At 63.6% G+C, this 16,061-nt stretch carries 18 protein-coding genes; 14 read left to right on the top strand and 4 right to left on the bottom strand.

All coding sequences use genetic code 11. The features are described from left to right. Positions 1 to 216: 216 nt before the first annotated feature. The 3 genes from G4Z14_RS18435 to G4Z14_RS18425 all read right to left on the bottom strand — a co-directional run bounded on the left by G4Z14_RS18435 (position 217) and on the right by G4Z14_RS18425 (position 1,491). The gene (locus G4Z14_RS18435) at positions 217 to 528 is read right to left on the bottom strand and encodes a type II toxin-antitoxin system RelE/ParE family toxin (RefSeq protein WP_164628395.1); all 312 of its coding nucleotides are present in this window, start codon (positions 526 to 528) and stop codon (positions 217 to 219) included. A gap of 4 nt (positions 529 to 532) precedes the next feature. Further along, positions 533 to 787 (bottom strand): ribbon-helix-helix domain-containing protein, encoded by a 255-nt coding sequence (locus G4Z14_RS18430; RefSeq protein WP_164628393.1) that lies wholly within the window; start codon positions 785 to 787, stop codon positions 533 to 535. Positions 788 to 969: 182 nt separating this feature from the next. Continuing rightward, entirely contained in the window at positions 970 to 1,491 is a 522-nt protein-coding gene (locus G4Z14_RS18425; RefSeq protein ID WP_164628391.1) for a GMC oxidoreductase, read from the bottom strand. Between the two features lie 209 nt (positions 1,492 to 1,700). Here G4Z14_RS18425 and G4Z14_RS18420 point away from each other — a divergent pair, with 209 nt between their 5' ends. After that, positions 1,701 to 1,952 (top strand): hypothetical protein, encoded by a 252-nt coding sequence (locus G4Z14_RS18420; RefSeq protein WP_164628389.1) that lies wholly within the window; start codon positions 1,701 to 1,703, stop codon positions 1,950 to 1,952. A gap of 37 nt (positions 1,953 to 1,989) precedes the next feature. Here the strand turns inward: G4Z14_RS18420 and G4Z14_RS18415 are convergent, their stop codons facing one another. Then, positions 1,990 to 3,087 carry a Fic family protein gene (locus G4Z14_RS18415; RefSeq protein WP_164628387.1) on the bottom strand — a complete coding sequence of 366 codons (1,098 nt, stop codon included), beginning with the start codon at positions 3,085 to 3,087 and terminating at the stop codon, positions 1,990 to 1,992. A gap of 585 nt (positions 3,088 to 3,672) precedes the next feature. Between G4Z14_RS18415 and G4Z14_RS18410 the strand changes: the two genes are divergently transcribed. From G4Z14_RS18410 to G4Z14_RS18350, 13 genes are all read left to right on the top strand, one after another. Then, the gene (locus tag G4Z14_RS18410; protein WP_164628385.1) at positions 3,673 to 4,770 is read left to right on the top strand and encodes an ABC transporter ATP-binding protein; all 1,098 of its coding nucleotides are present in this window, start codon (positions 3,673 to 3,675) and stop codon (positions 4,768 to 4,770) included. Between the two features lie 2 nt (positions 4,771 to 4,772). After that, positions 4,773 to 5,696 (top strand): ABC transporter permease, encoded by a 924-nt coding sequence (locus G4Z14_RS18405; RefSeq protein ID WP_164628382.1) that lies wholly within the window; start codon positions 4,773 to 4,775, stop codon positions 5,694 to 5,696. Continuing rightward, positions 5,689 to 6,489: an ABC transporter permease gene (locus G4Z14_RS18400; RefSeq protein ID WP_164628380.1), complete on the top strand. Its 801-nt coding sequence runs from the start codon at positions 5,689 to 5,691 to the stop codon at positions 6,487 to 6,489. The genes G4Z14_RS18405 and G4Z14_RS18400 overlap by 8 nt, the downstream gene beginning before the upstream one ends. Before the next feature lie 33 nt (positions 6,490 to 6,522). After that, positions 6,523 to 7,554: an extracellular solute-binding protein gene (locus G4Z14_RS18395; protein ID WP_164628378.1), complete on the top strand. Its 1,032-nt coding sequence runs from the start codon at positions 6,523 to 6,525 to the stop codon at positions 7,552 to 7,554. A gap of 99 nt (positions 7,555 to 7,653) precedes the next feature. Then, positions 7,654 to 9,081, top strand: coding sequence for an amidase (locus tag G4Z14_RS18390; protein ID WP_164628376.1), 1,428 nt, complete (start codon positions 7,654 to 7,656; stop codon positions 9,079 to 9,081). A gap of 34 nt (positions 9,082 to 9,115) precedes the next feature. Next, positions 9,116 to 9,787: a TetR/AcrR family transcriptional regulator gene (locus G4Z14_RS18385; RefSeq protein ID WP_164628374.1), complete on the top strand. Its 672-nt coding sequence runs from the start codon at positions 9,116 to 9,118 to the stop codon at positions 9,785 to 9,787. 148 nt (positions 9,788 to 9,935) lie between these two features. Beyond that, positions 9,936 to 10,796, top strand: a complete 861-nt coding sequence (locus G4Z14_RS18380; RefSeq protein ID WP_164628372.1) for an amino acid ABC transporter permease — start codon at positions 9,936 to 9,938, stop codon at positions 10,794 to 10,796. After that, positions 10,793 to 11,557: an amino acid ABC transporter ATP-binding protein gene (locus G4Z14_RS18375; protein WP_164628370.1), complete on the top strand. Its 765-nt coding sequence runs from the start codon at positions 10,793 to 10,795 to the stop codon at positions 11,555 to 11,557. Before G4Z14_RS18380 ends, G4Z14_RS18375 begins: the two co-directional genes overlap by 4 nt. 37 nt (positions 11,558 to 11,594) lie before the next feature. Beyond that, positions 11,595 to 12,458, top strand: coding sequence for an ABC transporter substrate-binding protein (locus G4Z14_RS18370; RefSeq protein WP_164628368.1), 864 nt, complete (start codon positions 11,595 to 11,597; stop codon positions 12,456 to 12,458). A gap of 16 nt (positions 12,459 to 12,474) precedes the next feature. Next, entirely contained in the window at positions 12,475 to 13,263 is a 789-nt protein-coding gene (locus tag G4Z14_RS18365; protein ID WP_164628366.1) for a GntR family transcriptional regulator, read from the top strand. Positions 13,264 to 13,266: 3 nt separating this feature from the next. Continuing rightward, entirely contained in the window at positions 13,267 to 14,010 is a 744-nt protein-coding gene (locus G4Z14_RS18360) for a BtpA/SgcQ family protein (protein WP_164628364.1), read from the top strand. After that, on the top strand, positions 14,007 to 14,492 hold the full coding sequence (locus G4Z14_RS18355) for an ureidoglycolate lyase (RefSeq protein WP_164628362.1): 486 nt from the start codon (positions 14,007 to 14,009) through the stop codon (positions 14,490 to 14,492). Before G4Z14_RS18360 ends, G4Z14_RS18355 begins: the two co-directional genes overlap by 4 nt. Beyond that, positions 14,489 to 15,427 (top strand): carbohydrate kinase family protein, encoded by a 939-nt coding sequence (locus G4Z14_RS18350; protein ID WP_164628360.1) that lies wholly within the window; start codon positions 14,489 to 14,491, stop codon positions 15,425 to 15,427. The genes G4Z14_RS18355 and G4Z14_RS18350 overlap by 4 nt, the downstream gene beginning before the upstream one ends. Positions 15,428 to 16,061: the final 634 nt, after the last annotated feature.

Raw genomic sequence — 16,061 nt, 5'->3', positions numbered from 1 at the left:
TTCTCCTCATCCGTCCAAAGTCGCTTCGTCCGACGCGCCACGCCATCACCATAGTGTCCACTATCGATGGTGGACACTATCCGCCTCTCTCACCACGCGGCAGGGCGGTCAGGCCGGACGCTTACACACATAAGCGCAAAACACCTCAACGCCACCTCAACGTTTGACGAGTCCCCCCCTGAAACCCAGGGGGCTTTTTTGCGTTTGGGGCAGGAATCAGCCGCCGAGATCATCTCGGAACTGATCCATCTGGTGCATCCGCTCGTGCAGGATGGTCACGATTCCGATGTCGCCGTTGGACAGCCGCCGCCAGTACACGAAATGATGCGCGTGCCGGAAGTAGAACCCCTCGACGCCGAATTCGGCTGGGACGGGACGTGACACCACGCCGTGGCTCTCGATCCGCTCAAAGGCCGCGAACAGATTGGTGATGTAGCGATCAGCCTGGTCAGCGCCCCAGCGGTTGTGGGTGTAGCGAAAGATCTCGTCAAGCCGCAGGGATGCGGCCTCCAGGACGCGCACGGCCATCCCGTCAGCCCCGGTTCCGGGCGATCACTTCCGCCGCGGTCAGCGGGCGGTAGCTTGCCTCGGGCGCGGAGAAGGCGCGCGTCAATTCGGCTTTCAGCCGCTCGAAAGCCTCCCGTTCGGCCCGTTCCTTGTCGCGCCGGATCAGGTCGCGAATATATTCGCTGATGTTCTCATAGGCGCCGTTCTCGCCGACATTCGACGCCACGAACTCGCTCAGCGCGCCACTGATCCTTACAGTCATCGTCGTGGTCTGGGACATGGCGGCCTCCGGGTGGATGTCTTCAAGGTAACCAAGAGTGAATACATGCGCAAGGTTTCTGGCGTCGGGGGAACTTCCTTCGGGAGCCCCCAGACGACCCGCGCGAGTGTCACGGGGCAGCGCTGTCGACCATGCAGAGGTGCTTTGTTCCAGGCACTGCAAGGCTCGATTGACGTCACAGCTCATCCTTGGATCATGTTGGCTGCTTTCTCCGCGATCATGATGATAGGTGCCGTGGTATTCCCCCTCGGCACTTTCGGGATGACCGAGCCGTCAACAACCCGGAGGGCCTCGACCCCGCGTACGCGCAGCTTCAGGTCGACCACGGCACTGGCTTCGGGGCCCATCGCACAGGTAGAGGTGGGGTGCAGTGCCGTTTTGGCGCCGCTGCGTACATAATCCTCTATCGCTTTGCGGTCGTGCCCGACACGAGGCCCGGGCAGGGACTCGCAGTTCAGGTATCTGGCCAGCGACGGGGCGGCGCAGATGCGACGCGACACTTCCAAACCGTTGGCAAGGTTGGCAAGATCCTGGTCGTGGAGGAAATTGGTCCTGACAATCGGGAAATCTCGAACATTGGTGCTGCGCAGCGTGACCGAGCCGCGCGAATGGCAGGTCAGGCACAGCGGCGCGAGCGAAATGCGGTGGCCTTCGGGAAGCGATCGCGATCTACAAGACATTGCTGGTGAACGGTAGACCGACATGAAACGCAGGGGACCACTATGAGCGAGGCTGTGACGGCGGCGTTTGGCGCAACCGACGCCGACCTTCTGGGCTCGGGCTGGGAAAGCACGATCTACGCGCTGGGGAAGACGCAGATCCTGCGCATTCCCCGACCGGAGGCGGGCAGCGAAGATCGGGCTCGCGTCCAGGCAGCATTCACGGCAAGCCTCCCCCCCCGCTGCCTTTTGCCATGTCGCGCGTTCGCGAAATCTCGCGGATCGACGGGCAGTTGTACGTAATCGAGGACCGGATCGGGGGCCTGTCGATGGCGGCATTGCTGCCAAAGCTTTCGGGAGAGCGGCGCGCGCCCGCGCTTCGGGCCTATCTTGCCGCCGCCGAGGCCATGTCTGTCGCCAGCGCGCCCGGCGAAGCTTTTGGAGATCTACTTCTGGATCAGCCAACGCGCTGCGACCGATGGTCCGACTACCTGAGCCCCCCCTGAAAAGCGGGGGCCTTTTGCGTTGGGGGGCGGGCGCCGCTCACGCGATGATCTCGTAATGCGTGCTGCGGCCTCCGCCGTCGCCTTTGCGAAGCAGCCCCAGATCCAGAAGTGCGGCGATGTCGCGGTTCGCCGTGTCCTGCGAGCATTTGGCGATCACCGCCCATTTCGACGAGGTCATCTTGCCCTCGAAGCCGTCGAGCAGGCGATTGAGCACCTTGATCTGGCGTTCGCTCAGCGCCAGTGCCCCGGCCCTTTCCCAGAACCGCGCCTTGGCGATCACGGCCGCCAGGACGCCATCCGCACCATGGATGGCACGACCGAGGCATTCGAGGAACCAAAGAATCCAGGCGGTGACGTCCGTTGCGCCCTTCTGTGTCCGCTCCAGCTGATCATAGTAGGCAGTCCGCTCGGCCCTGATCTGCGCCGACATGCTGTAGAACCGCTGCGGGCTGTTCTCCGACCGCGCGAGCGCCAGATCGGCGATGGCGCGCGCGATCCGGCCATTGCCATCCTCGAACGGGTGGATCGTCACGAACCACAGATGGGCCTGCGCGGCCTTGATCACCGGATCGGTGGTCGGCGGCGAGTTGAACCAGGTGAGGAAGGCGTCCATCTCCGCCGCGACCTGCTTGGCCGGGGGGGCCGCGAAATGTACGCGCTCCCGGCCGAACAGCCCCGACACCACCTGCATCGGGCCCGTGCTGTCAACGCGCCATTCGCCGACCCTGATCCGTGTCATGCCGCTGCGTCCGGTGGCAAACAGCGCGGCGTGCCAGGCGAACAGGCGTTCGGCCGTGAGGGGTTCCTGGTAGTTCCTTGTCGCATCCAGCATCACCTCGACGATGCCTTCGACGTTGCGGTCTGTCGGGGGCAGGGCGCCGATATCGATGCCAAGTCGTCGGGCAAGCGATGACCGGACCTGGGTGGCGTCCAGCTGCTCCCCCTCGATCGCGCTCGTCTTGACGACATCCTGGGTCAGCGTCTGCAGCACCGCCTCCTCGCGCAGCTTCAGGCCCAGCGCCTCCATGCGGCCGATCAGTCGCCCCTGATCGTGGCGTACCGCTGCCAGCGGCGTAGCAATGATCACGTCTTGCCAAGTCTGGTTCGGCCAGCCCGCGTCCTCCCAGATGTACATCGTAATCTCCGCATCAGGTGCGCAGATTGTGTGGCATATTCCCCGCAGATGCAAGATGTAACGCCGCACTTGTTGCGGAGATTGGCGCGGTCATTCTCCGCACCCTGCGGCGGACCGTCTCGGTTTGATGCTACGCGGGACACGCCGAGGCCGTTTGGTGATAGATTATTATCTGATTCTGACATCAAAAGGCGTTGTCGTCAGCAGTCTGCCACCAAATGCAGTTGAACTCCGTTGCCGAGCAGGCGCAGAGCCCGTGCCCGATGGGCCAAACCATCAGCCATCCGACGAAGAGCGGCTTCAGCCGCCGCCGTTGCCGAAAAGGTCGGCGAGATCCGGCGCTGACATGTCCATTGGCGCGGCTGGCGTGACATCGGCCACCATTGGGCAATCGACCGAGATGGTCAGTGGCACTCGGACGGCCGGAAGGGGCCGCCGTGCCTCAAACATTAATTCTGCGGCATCGCCTCGCGTAGCTCGAAATAATATTGACTGAATATTTAGTCTATATATTCTGACATCAGAATCGCGGCCCCGGGACGCTCGCAGAGGCGTGACTATGGCCGAACCAGGGGGGGCACGAATTTGGCTGCAAGCAATCCTGCCATTGAGGCACGGGCTATCACCAAGATCTTCCACAGCGCGGGAAATGCCAGTTTCAAGGCACTGGACCGGGTTTCAGTGGCGATCCGCGAGAACGAGTTCTTCACGCTGCTCGGACCGTCGGGGTGCGGAAAGACCACGCTCTTGCGTCTGATCGCGGGTTTCGAATACCCCGACGAGGGCGAGATCCTGCTCAACGGCCGGGATATCGCGCTTCTGGCACCGCATGAGCGGCCGGTGAACACGGTATTCCAAAGCTACGCGCTGTTTCCGCACATGACTGTCGGCCAGAATATCGGCTTCGGACTGGAGATGCTGGGCAAGCCGCGGCGCGAGATTGCGGCGCGCGTGGACGAGATGCTGCGGCTGGTGCGCATGGAGGCGCTGAAGGACCGTCGGACCAGCCAGATTTCCGGCGGCCAGCAGCAGCGCGTGGCGCTTGCCCGTGCGCTGGCGCCGCAGCCGAAGGTGCTGCTTCTGGACGAGCCGCTGTCGGCGCTGGATTACAAGCTGCGCAAGGAAATGCAGATCGAACTGAAGCGGCTGCAACACGAGACCGGCATCACCTTCATCTTCGTGACCCACGATCAGGAGGAGGCGCTGACCATGTCGGACCGCATCGCCGTGATGTCTGGTGGCAGCATTTTGCAGGTTGGAACGCCGCGCGATATCTACGACCGGCCCGACAAGCGTTTCGTCGCCGACTTCATCGGGGAGGCGAACTTCCTTCCGGCGCAGGTGCTGTCTTCGGCCGGCGATCGAGCCAAAGTCACCCTGGGCGCAGGAGGTGAGATTCTGGCCGGTCTGCCGCATGGCACGCAGCCCCAAGGGCAGATCACAGTGATGGTGCGCCCCGAACATGCCGAGATAGCTGGCACCGATGCCGATGCGACCCTCAGCGGGACGCTGGAAAGTGCGGTCTATTTCGGCACCGACACCCATCTCAACGTCCGGCTCGGCGATGGTTCGAACTTCGTCGTGCGCCGTCAGAACGACCGCTGTGCCGACCACGGATTCGCGCCCGGCATGCCGGTGGGCGTGCGGATCAGGGACGGCGCTGCGCAGGTGCTGAGGGACTGACCATGACCCAGGCACAAGACATCATCCGGGCCGCCGCCCGCCGTGACATCCGCAACCGCTGGTGGCTGTCGGCCCCGGCGCTCGTCATCATCTTCCTCGCGGCCATCGGCCCGCTGTTCGTTGTCGTCCTCTATTCCGTGATGGTGAAGGGCGACTACGGCGACGTGAAATACTGGCAGTTTTCGGGTCAGGGCTGGTTCGAGGTGCTGTTCGAGCGCGATATGTTCGACAATACCGTCTCGTTCGCCGACGCCCATCTGAGCATCCTGTGGCGCTCGGTCAAGCTGGCGGCCATCACCACAATCGTCACGCTGATCCTCGGCTTTCCGACCGCTTACTTCATCGCAACAAGGCCAAGGCACCGGCGCGATCTGTGGCTGTTTCTGATCACCATTCCGTTCTGGACCAACCTTCTGATCCGCACCTTCGCCATTCAGGAAGTGTTCCGCAACGAAGGCTTGCTGAATGTGGCGCTGATGAGGACGGGCCTGATCGACCAGCCGATTCAGATCATGTTCACCGACTTCGCCATCCTTCTGGGCATGGGTTATGTCTACCTGCCGCTGATGGTGCTGCCGCTTTATGCGAGCCTCGAAAAGTTCGACTTCCGCTTGGCCGAAGCCGCCGCCGATCTTTACGCCAACAGCTCCCGCGTGCTGCGCCGGATCATCGTGCCGATGGTTATGCCCGGCATTGTAGCCGGTTCGATCCTGGTCTTCGTCCCCTCGCTCGGCGCCTATGTCACGCCGCGCCTCTTGGGCGGTGGCAAGAACCTGATGCTGGGCAACCTGATCGAATTGCAGTTCGGCCAAGGCCGCAACTGGCCGCTGGGCTCGGCGTTGTCGATCAGCCTGACGGCGATCGTCATGCTGTCACTTCTGGTCTATGTGCGCGCGGCCTCGAAGACGGAGGCGCGTCATGGCTAGGCCCTATTCCGTCCAGCGGCAGCGCGGTTTCACCCTGATCGCGCTGTTCTGCTTCGTGCTGCTCTACCTGCCAATGGTGACGCTGGTGGTCTATGCCTTCAACGCCGGTGCCACCACGAGCGCCTGGGAGGGGCTCTCGCTGCGCTGGTTCCATGCCGCAGCCGCCAACGAGCGGATCATCGACGCCACGCTGCGCTCGCTGACCATCGCACCAATCGCCGGGCTGATCGCCACCGTCGCGGCGACGATGGCGGCGCTTGCCACCACAAGGACCGCGCCTTATCGCGGGCTGACCTTCAAATATGCTTTCATCAACCAGCCGCTGATGGTGCCCGAGATCGTCACCGCCGTGGCGTTGTTGGTGGTGTTTTCCCGCGTGAAGATCTGGACCGGCTATTCCGGCCTTGGCTATCTGATCGCCGCCCACACCGCGTTCTGCATTCCCTTTGCCTATCTGCCGATCCGGGCGCGTCTGGAAACCATGGACCTGACGCTCGAACGCGCGGCGGCGGATCTTTACGCCCGCCCGTGGATGGTGCTTCGCCGCATCACCCTGCCGCTGCTGTGGCCCGGCATCCTTGCGGGCTTCATGCTGGCCTTCGTCGTCTCGCTCGACGACGTGGTGATCACCGAATTCGTGAAATCCGCCGGGCAGGAGACCCTGCCGACCTACATGCTCGGTCAACTCCGCCGTCAGACCACACCCGAGATGAACGCAATCTCGACCGTGTTCCTGGGGCTCTCCGTTGCCATCGTCACCCTGTTCTTTTTCCTGAGCCGCAAGACCGACTGACCTGCAAGCAACCAATCGACAAGGGGAGAATTCATGCGACCATATCTGACCGCCGCCTCGGGCCTCGCGCTCATCGCAAGCATCGGACCCGCCCAGGCCGAAGGCGTGCTGAACATCTTCAACTGGGGGGACTACACCAACCCCGACCTGATCACGAAGTTCGAGGAAACCTATGACATCAAGGTGACGATCACCGATTTCGACTCAAACGACACGGCATTGGCGAAGGCCCGTCAGGGCGGCAACGATTTCGACATCGTCGTGCCGACATCAACCTCGATGCCGATCTGGATCGCCGAGGGCCTGCTTCTGGAAACCCGCCCCGACCAGATGGAGAATTTCAGGAACATGGACCCCCGCTGGGTGGACGTGCCGTTCGATCCGGGCCGCCACTACAGCGTGCCGTGGCAATGGGGCACCACCGGCGTCACCGTCAATACCGAGGTCTACGCCGGCGATCCCAACACCAGCGCCATCTTCTTCGACCCGCCCGAGGAACTGGTCGGCAAGATCAACATCGTGCCGGAAATGAACGATGTCCTCTACATGGCCATCCGTTACTTGGGCGGCGAGGCCTGCACGACCGACATGGAACTGTTGCGCAAGGTGCGCGACAAGCTGGTCGAGGCGCGGCCGAAATGGGTGTCGATGGACTACACCAATATCGACCGCTTCACCGCAGATGACTATGCCGCCGCGATGAACTGGAGCGGCGGGTCGCTGCGCATCCGGCTGGTCGATCCGCGCTTTGTCTATGGCTATCCGAAGGAAGGCTATCCGATCTGGATGGACAATGTGGCGGTCCTGAAATCGGCGCCCAATGTTGAAAACGCCCGGCTGTTCCAGAACTTCATCATGGACCCGGAAAACGCGGCGCTTATCTCGGCCTATGCGCGCTATGCCAACGGGATCATGGGGTCCGAGGCCTTCATGGCCGACGACATGAAGACCGCGCCCGAAATCGTGATCCCGGCCGAATTTGCCGACAAGGGCGAGTTTACCGAGGCCTGCGCGCCGGAAGTGACCGCGCTTTACACGAAGATATGGACCGACCTGCTGAAGTAAGCCGCAAGCCCGACAAGTTGTGCATCCCGGACCGGCTGCCTGCGCGTGGCCGGTCTACGGATCGCCTTTTCCCGACACACAAGACGCCGGAGGCGTAAGATGACCGATCTCGACCTGTGCTACATGCCCGCCCACGAGGCGCTGCGCCGGTTCAAAGCCAAAACCCTGTCGCCGGTGGAGCTGATGGCGGCGACGATCCGCCGCGTCGAGGCGACGGCCGGCACGGTCAACGCCCTGACCTATACCCATTTTGACGAGGCGATGGATTTCGCCCGCAAGGCCGAGGCCAAATATGCCAAGGGCGCAGCGACCCGGGCGCTGGAGGGCCTGCCGGTCGGTATCAAGGATGAAAGCGAGATCAAGGGCAAACCGACCTCTTCGGGATCGCTGATCCTGAAGGATCATGTCGCCGACCGGACCTCGACGATGAACGCGCGCATCATGCGGGCCGGCGGCATCGTCCACGCCCGCACCGCGACGCCGGAATTCTGCTGTTCGGCCACCACCTGGTCGCGGCTCTGGGGTGTCACCCGCAATCCGTGGAGCCTTGAACACACCTGCGGCGGCTCGTCGGGCGGGGCAGGGGCCTCGCTTGCCTCGGGCACCTCGTCGATCGCCACCGGATCGGACATCGGCGGTTCGATCCGCATTCCGGCCGCGGCCTGCGGCGTGGTGGGCTACAAGCCGCCCTATGGCCGCAACCCGGACGACCCGCCCTTCAACCTTGATTTCTTCTGCCATACCGGCCCGATGGCACGCACCGTCACCGATGCGATTCTGTTGCAAAACGTCATGGCCGGTCCCAGCCCGCAGGACATTGCAACCCTGCGCCCCAAGCTGCGGCTGCCCTTGGATTACAAGCCGATCCGTGGCTGGAAGATCGCCTTCTCGATGGACCTCGGGTTTTTCGAGATCGACCCCGATGTGCGCCGCAACACGCTGGCCGCGCTCGACACCTTCCGCGATCTGGGGGCGGAAATCGTCGAGGTCGATCTTGGCTGGAAATGGGAGACGCTTCAGGCCGGGATGACCTATCTTGAGCATCTGTTCGGCGGCTACCTTTCGGCCCTCTTGGCCGAGCACGCCGACGAGATGACGACCTACGCCCGCCAGTTCGCGGAGAAGGGCAACAAGTCCAGGGCGCTCGACTTTGTGAACAGTCTGGAGATCATCAACGAGATGTATCAGAGCTTCGGTCCGATCATGGAGAAATATCAGGCCTTCATCTGCCCGACCAATGCCCTGCCGGCGGTCAGCGCCGATTTCGACCATTCCAAGGATACGCTCACCATCGACGGCAAGACCGTCAATCCGATGCTTGGCTGGGCGATGACAACGCCCTTCAACATGCTCAGTCGCTGCCCGGTGATCTCGGTTCCGTCGGGGCGGGCAAGGAGCGGCGTGCCGACCGGCATCCAGATTGTCGGCCGAAGCTATCGTGACGCCGACGTGTTTCGCGCCGCGATGGCCTATGAAACGGCGCGCGGACTGTGGTATCTGGACAGCCGGAGCCGTCCCTCGCTGTGACGCGCACATCCGGCCCGAGGAGAGGCTGACAATCATGGGCGACCACCTGCTATCCCCTGCGCCGGGCGACCGCGCCGCCGCGCCTGACCGGCGGCGCCAGCGTGGCGATGCCAGCGCCCAGCGCATCATCGACGCGACCATCGACGTGATCGCTGATGAGGGGCTGGCGGCCGTAACCATGCAGCGGGTCGCAGCCAAGGTCGGCTCGTCGAACGCGCTGGTGGTGTTTCACTTCGGCAGCAAGGACAATCTCTTCCGCGCCGTGCTGCAGTTTCTGAGCGACCAGTTCGAACTGTTGTGGTCCGCAACTGTCCGCACCCCGGACAAACCACCGGAGGAGCGGCTACGCGCGGCCATCGACTGCGCGCAGCATTTCAGCCGCGAGCACCCGAAATGGGTCTCGGCCTGGGTTGTGTTCGGCAGCGACCGACGGGCCCTGCAGGTTGACCGGATGATCAGCCTGCCCAACGACCTGACGTACAAGAACGAAGCGCGTGCCCTGGTCGACGAGATCGCCCGCACCTGCGGCTATCCGGATGTCGACGCCGACGCGCTGGCGGAAACCCTCAATTATCTGGTCCAGGGTGCCTGGTATTGGGACAACGCCAATCCTGACGCCGTGCGTCCGGGCGCGATGCGCAAGGGGGCGCTGATGCTCCTCAGCCACGTCTTTCCGCGGCACTTTGCGGTTGACACAACCGGCTAGTCGACGCGTTTGCGCTTTCCGGCGGATGCCCGGCGGGCGGCTTCTGCGACCTTCGGCCGAGGTCGTCGCTCCGCACGAACGTGCTTGACGCTGGGGTAGTTCATGCATATTTGATTGTAGGAACAATCCTACAAGGAAGCCGAATCTGATGGCCGCCGAAACCAAGCAGGGACTATCCCCCCAAGACCTGCCGCCGCCCGGTCTGGCCGTTCGCCGGTTGGTCCATCCCTGGCGCTGGGTTGCCGGTGCCGTGGTGATCGCGGTTCTGGCCCTGCTGGTCCGGGCTTTCGCCAAAGGCCAGATCCGCTGGCCCATCGTTGGTGAGTTTCTGGCCGCCGATGTCATCGTGAAGGGCTTCGGCTGGACGCTGCTCCTGACCTTCGCGGCGCTGGCGCTTGGCATCCTCCTCGGCTTCGTCTTCGGGGTGATGCGGCTGTCGGCCAATCCGGTGCTGCGTTTTGCCGCCTGGCTTTATGTCTGGATCTTTCGCGGCACGCCGGTCCTGCTGCAACTCTTGATCTGGTTCAACATCGCGCTGGTGTTTCCCCGGCTCTACATTCCGGGGCTGGTTGACGTGAAGATGGTCGAGGTGATGACCCCCCTCGTTGCCGCCGTGCTCGGGCTGGGGATGAACGAAGGCTCTTATCTGACCGAGGCGGTACGGGGCGGCATCCTGTCGGTCGATCGCGGTCAGGTCGAGGCGGCGCATACGCTGGGCATGACGCCGGGCCAGACCATGCGGCGGATCATGCTGCCGCAAACCATGCGGCTGATCCTGCCGGTTCTGGGCAACAGCGCCGTCGGGATGCTGAAATTCACCTCGCTGGCCGCTACCATCGCCATGCCGGAAATGCTGAACGCGGCACAGCGGATCTACTTCATCAACGGCGCTGTCATCGAACTCCTGTTCGTCTGCGCCATCTGGTATCTGGCAGGCACCACGCTGTTGTCGATCGGCCAGTATTACCTTGAACGCCATTTCGGCCGCAGCGCAGGAGGCCGGGCATGACCGTCGCCGTCCGTACCGTGGGGGTCAGGAAGGCCTTTTCCGGGCATGAAGTTCTGAAGGGCATCGACCTTGAGGTCAGCTATGGCGAAGTGCTGTGCATCCTCGGGCCGTCCGGCAGCGGCAAGTCGACGCTCTTGCGCTGCATCAACCATCTTGAGATGCCGGACAGCGGCTATGCCTGGGTCGATGGCCAGATCATCGGCTATGAGCTGCGCGGCAAGGCGCTGCACGAGTTGCCAGTGCGGCGTCTCAGGGCGCAGCAAAGCCAGTTGGGCATGGTGTTCCAGCATTTCAACCTGTTCGCCCATCGCACCGTGATTGGCAATGTGATCGAAGGCCCGATGCTGGTGCGCGGCCAGACCCGCGAGGCCGCGACCAAGCGCGGGATGGAGCTTCTGGATATGGTCGGCATGGCCGCCAAGGCCGAGGCATGGCCATCGCAGCTTTCGGGCGGCCAGAAGCAGCGCGTGGCGATAGCCCGTGCCTTGGCGATGGAGCCGCGCGTGATGCTGTTCGACGAGCCGACCAGCGCGCTTGACCCCGAACTTGTCGGCGAAGTGCTGGAGGTGATGAAGCGCCTCGCCGCCGCCGGAACCACGATGATCGTCGTCACCCATGAAATCGGCTTTGCCCGCGAAGTCGCTGACCGGGTTGTGGTGATGATCGACGGAGAAATTCGCGAAGCTGGCCCCGCTGCCCAAGTGCTGGCCAATCCCTCCGACCCGAGGGTGCGGACGTTTCTGGGCAGGGTGCTGGCCTGACGCAGAACATACGGAACCATCAGGGAGGATTGGAAGAATGAAGATGACTGCACGCAACCTTAAAAACCCGGCGCTGGGCGCGCTCTTGGCGCTGACATTGGCCTGGCCCGCTGTCGCCGCACCCGACGCCGCCGCGCAGGCGCTGCTGCCCGAGGCGATCAAAGCGGCGGGCAAGCTGAATGTCGTGATCTCGCTGGCCTATCCGCCGATGGAATACAACGACGCCGGTTCCGAAGAACTGAAAGGCTTCGATATCGACATCGCCCGGGCCGTCGCGGATCGTCTGGGCCTGACGCCCGAGTTTCAGAATGTCGAATTCCCGCAACTGATCCCGCAGGTCGTTACCGGGCGTTCGGACATGATCATCTCGGCGTTTTCCGACAAGGTGGAACGTCAGGCCCAGCTGGACTTCATCGACTATTTCAACACCGGCAACGTGTTCTACTCGACCGCCGATCATCAGGGCGCGATCAAGACCGAGAAGGATCTTTGCGGTCAGACCATCGCCGTCGCCACTGGCACCAGCTGGGTGACCTGGGCCGAGGAGGTTGGCAAGGCCAATTGCCCGGCGGACCAGCTTTACAACGTCATCCAGATTCCGACCCAGGCCGAACATATCATGCAGATCAAGCAAGGCCGCGCGCAGGCTTCGGTGATCGGGGTCGAAGGGCTGGCGGATCTGGCGATCAACGAACCGGGTGCCTATTACCAGATCGGCGAGGCCGGGGATCCGAACCCCTATGGCATCGCTTTCGCCAAGGAAAACACCGGGCTGCGCGATGCGGTGATGGCGGCGCTGAACGGCATGAAAGCCGACGGCACCTATATGCAGATCGTCAGCCAGTATCATCTTGACGTTGGCGCGGTCGATGTCTTCGTGATCAACGGCGCCAAGCAGTAACACACGGAGAGAACGGATGACGGAGTCGGGCGACAAGAATGGGCAGGCGGCGACAGATCCGTTGGCGAAACTGGCGCTCGACTCCTATTCCGGCGAGCAGCTTTACCGCCAGCTTTACCGCGCCCTGCGCGGCGCGATCCTTAGCGGGGCCTGGGCCGAGGGCGAGATCATCCCCTCCGAGAACGAGCTGCGCGACCGTTTTGCCATTGCGCGCACCACCGTGCGCAATGCCATGACGCTGCTGGTCCGTGAAGGGCTGGTGACGCAGGCGCGCGGCAAGGGCACGCGGGTCCAGCATCGGCCGGTCAGCCACAGCATCTGGAACTTTGGCAGCTTCACCGATCTGGCCCGTGCCAACGGGCGGCGGCCAGTGACGCAGGTGCTGGAGCATCGGATCGAGGATGGCATGCTGGTCTTGGTGCGCGCCCGTGGTCTGGGCGGCGTCGAGCCGGTGGAATGGATGAATCTCGACACCTCTTGGTTGTCGCTCGCTCGCTATCCGGGCATCGAGAAATACGACTTCGCCACTCAGTCGCTGTATGCCGTATTGCGCGCCACTTATGGCCGCGAACCGGCGCGGGCCGAGATGCATCTGTCCGTGGTGCCGCCCACGCCGATGCTGCTCAAGGTCTTCGGCAACAACCCCGCCCCGCCCGGCTATCTCTGCGCCATGGGCGATGTGCTCGATTCCGCAGGCGATCCGGTCGAGCGCACCTCGATCACCTACGCGCCGCGGGTCGAAATGAAATTTGCAACGAGCTGGGGCCATGGCGCATCCACCGCTGCGCCGACCGAGGAGAACTGAGAGATGATCGCATTTGGCGATAGCTTTGCCGCAGCGAAACCCATTCTGGGGATGCTGCATCTGGGCGGCGCGGGGCCGCAAGACCGGCTGGCGCAGGCGCTGGAGGAAGCGCGGATCATGGCCGATGCGGGGATCGACGGGCTGGTGGTCGAGAATTACTTCGGCGACGCCGATGATGTGGAACGCGTGCTGGATCGGTTGCTGGCGCTGAACCTTGGCCCGCGTGTCGGGGTGAATGTGTTGCGCGACAATGCCCGCGCCTTTGCGCTGGCACGCCGCTATCCGGTGGCCTTTCTTCAGATCGACTCGGTCTGCGGCCACCTGCCGCCCGAACCTGACAACGCGTTCGCGCGCGATCTGGCGTCCGAACGCGCCGGGGTTTCCGCCCTTCTGTTCGGCGGTGTGCGCTTCAAATATCAGCCTGTGCTGTCGGGCCGATCCGAGGATGAGGACGTGCGCCTGGGGGCCGCCCGCTGCGATGCGCTGGTGGTAACCTCGGACGCCACCGGGCAGGAAACCGATTCCGCCAAAATCCGCCGTTTCCGCACCGCGACCGGTGGGCGCACGCCGCTGTTGATCGGCGCGGGGATGACCGAAGCCAATGTCGGCATCAAACTGGCGCTGGCCGATGGTGCCATTGTCGGCAGCTGGTTCAAGGAAGGCCATGTCGACAAGGGCCGCATGGTGGCCGCCCATGTCGCGGGCTTCATGGCCGCCGTGCGCCGGGCCCGGACGGAAGCGGCATGACAGCCCTGATCGCCCGCCCCATCACGCCGGAAAGCTTCGCGCCTTTCGGTCGTGTCTACGATCTCAGCGGCGCCGCTTCACCTGACGTCAAGGTGATGGCGGGTGAGGGCTGGGCCGACAGTTTCACCCTGCGCCCGTTGATCGACGGCAGCGGACATCTCGGCATGACCCAAGGCCCGGCCGCGCCATGGTCCTGCCGCCAGATGGAGCGTCACCCGCTGACCGAAGAGGCCCTGTTCTGCGCCACCGCCCCGATCGTACTTGCCGTGGCCGCCGCCAGCGATGCCCCGGCCCCTGCGGCCACCACCTTGGCCGCCTTCATCTTGCGGCCCGGCATGGTGGCGGTGATGAAACGCGGGGTCTGGCATGACGCCTGCCGGGGTTTGAACGGACCGGCGCCCTATTACTGGATGGCCCTTTGCGGCCTTGGCAACGATCCTTGGGTTCCGGTTGCAGGCGGCCCGGTCGAGGTGCGCGCATGAGTGTCTTCTTCATCGGTGACGTGGCGGTGGACGAATACTATACCGCCGACCGTTGGCCCGGCATCGCCGACAAGGATTTCATCCGGGAACTGCCCACCGAATGCGGCGGCTCGATCGCCAATGCCGCCGTGGTCCATGCCGGGCTGGGCGGCGTGACCGAATTCATCTCGCTTCTGAACGAAAGCCCGCTTTCCGAACGGCTGATCGCGGATCTGGCCGAAAACGGCGTCTCGACCCGCCACATGCTGCGCCAGCCCGGCATCCCTGAGTCGCGCAATCTGATCTTCCTTGTCGAAGGCGAGCATGTCGTTCTGACGGTCGAAATGGGGCGGCAACCCATGGTCCTGCCGCCCGAGACGATGGCGGCCCTGCGGCAGCCGGGGCTGCTCTACACCACGCTCTATCGCGCTCGCCGCCTGCACGCGGCCGACAGCGTGCTGCGGCAGGCCGCACTCCTCGCCGATCTGCGCCAGCATGGCCGTCGCGCGGTGTTCGATCTGGATGTGGGCGGCGCGGCCGAGGCCGACCTGCCCTATCTGCAGGGCGCCGAAGTGGTGATCTTCAATCAGGTCGGCTTCCGCGCCACCTTTGGTCATGACGATCTGGAGGCCGCCGCTGATTGGCAGCTCGCCAACGGCATCGCCCGGCTGGTCCGCACCGCCGCCGCTGATGGCGCTGCGGCGCTGGACGGCGACCGGATCTTGCGCGCGCCCGGACATAAGGTTGACGTGGTGGATGTCACCGGCGCGGGCGACACCTTTGGCGCAGCACTCGTCTGGGGCCTTGGCCGGGGGCGCGACTTCGGCTCCGCCTTGACCTTTGCCACCGCCGCCGCGTCGCGCGCGGTCACGCGCCACGGCCCACGCGGTGGCCGCGCCAGCGCCGAGGAGGTGGATGCCTGGCGGCAGGCCATGTCGCAAGCAGGGGCCGGGTGATCGGGTCGGGAGGAGGACTCGGGCTGAGGCCGGTCCATTGGCGCGAATGCGTCCGGCGCAGCGGGCGGGCGACTGGACCCTTGGGACCAGCCCTTCATTTCTGCCACCGGCTTCGGCTCGGACGCTGAGTGGAAGCGCGCCAGACCTGTATCATGCAGCATGCCGACATCGGCATTCGCAGCACCGAACGCGATCAAGGTATCCGCAAAGCTGAACGGGCTGCATGTCCAATGGGGCAATGTTTAACGCAGTCAAAATGCCTGCCCTGTCGAATTTCCCAATGCGTTGGAAGGCAGCTACAAGACGCCAAGATCAGGATTGTTTGCGGAGAAATCTTTTTTCGCTTTGTTTTTCCCCGGCAACGCCGAAATCCATGCTGCGCTAGGGTCAGGACCCATTGATCTTGCTTTTACGGCGTGATTCAGGCTCCGCAAGGAGACTGACTGATGAGCAACCTGTTTTGGCTGACGGACGCGCAGATGGCTCGTCTGGAACGCTTCTTTCCAATGAATCGCCCCTAGTTTCCTAGACGCCTCGCAGTTTCAGTTTTTGCTGCTGTTCGAAGGCGATCGGTGACAGCATGCCGTTCCTAACGTGTTTGCGCTGCGGGTTGTAGAAGAACTCGATGTAGTCG

This window comes from Tabrizicola oligotrophica (assembly GCF_011008935.1).
In the GTDB taxonomy this organism is placed as follows: domain Bacteria; phylum Pseudomonadota; class Alphaproteobacteria; order Rhodobacterales; family Rhodobacteraceae; genus Tabrizicola_A; species Tabrizicola_A oligotrophica.
This window is presented reverse-complemented; position numbering and strand designations above follow the sequence as displayed.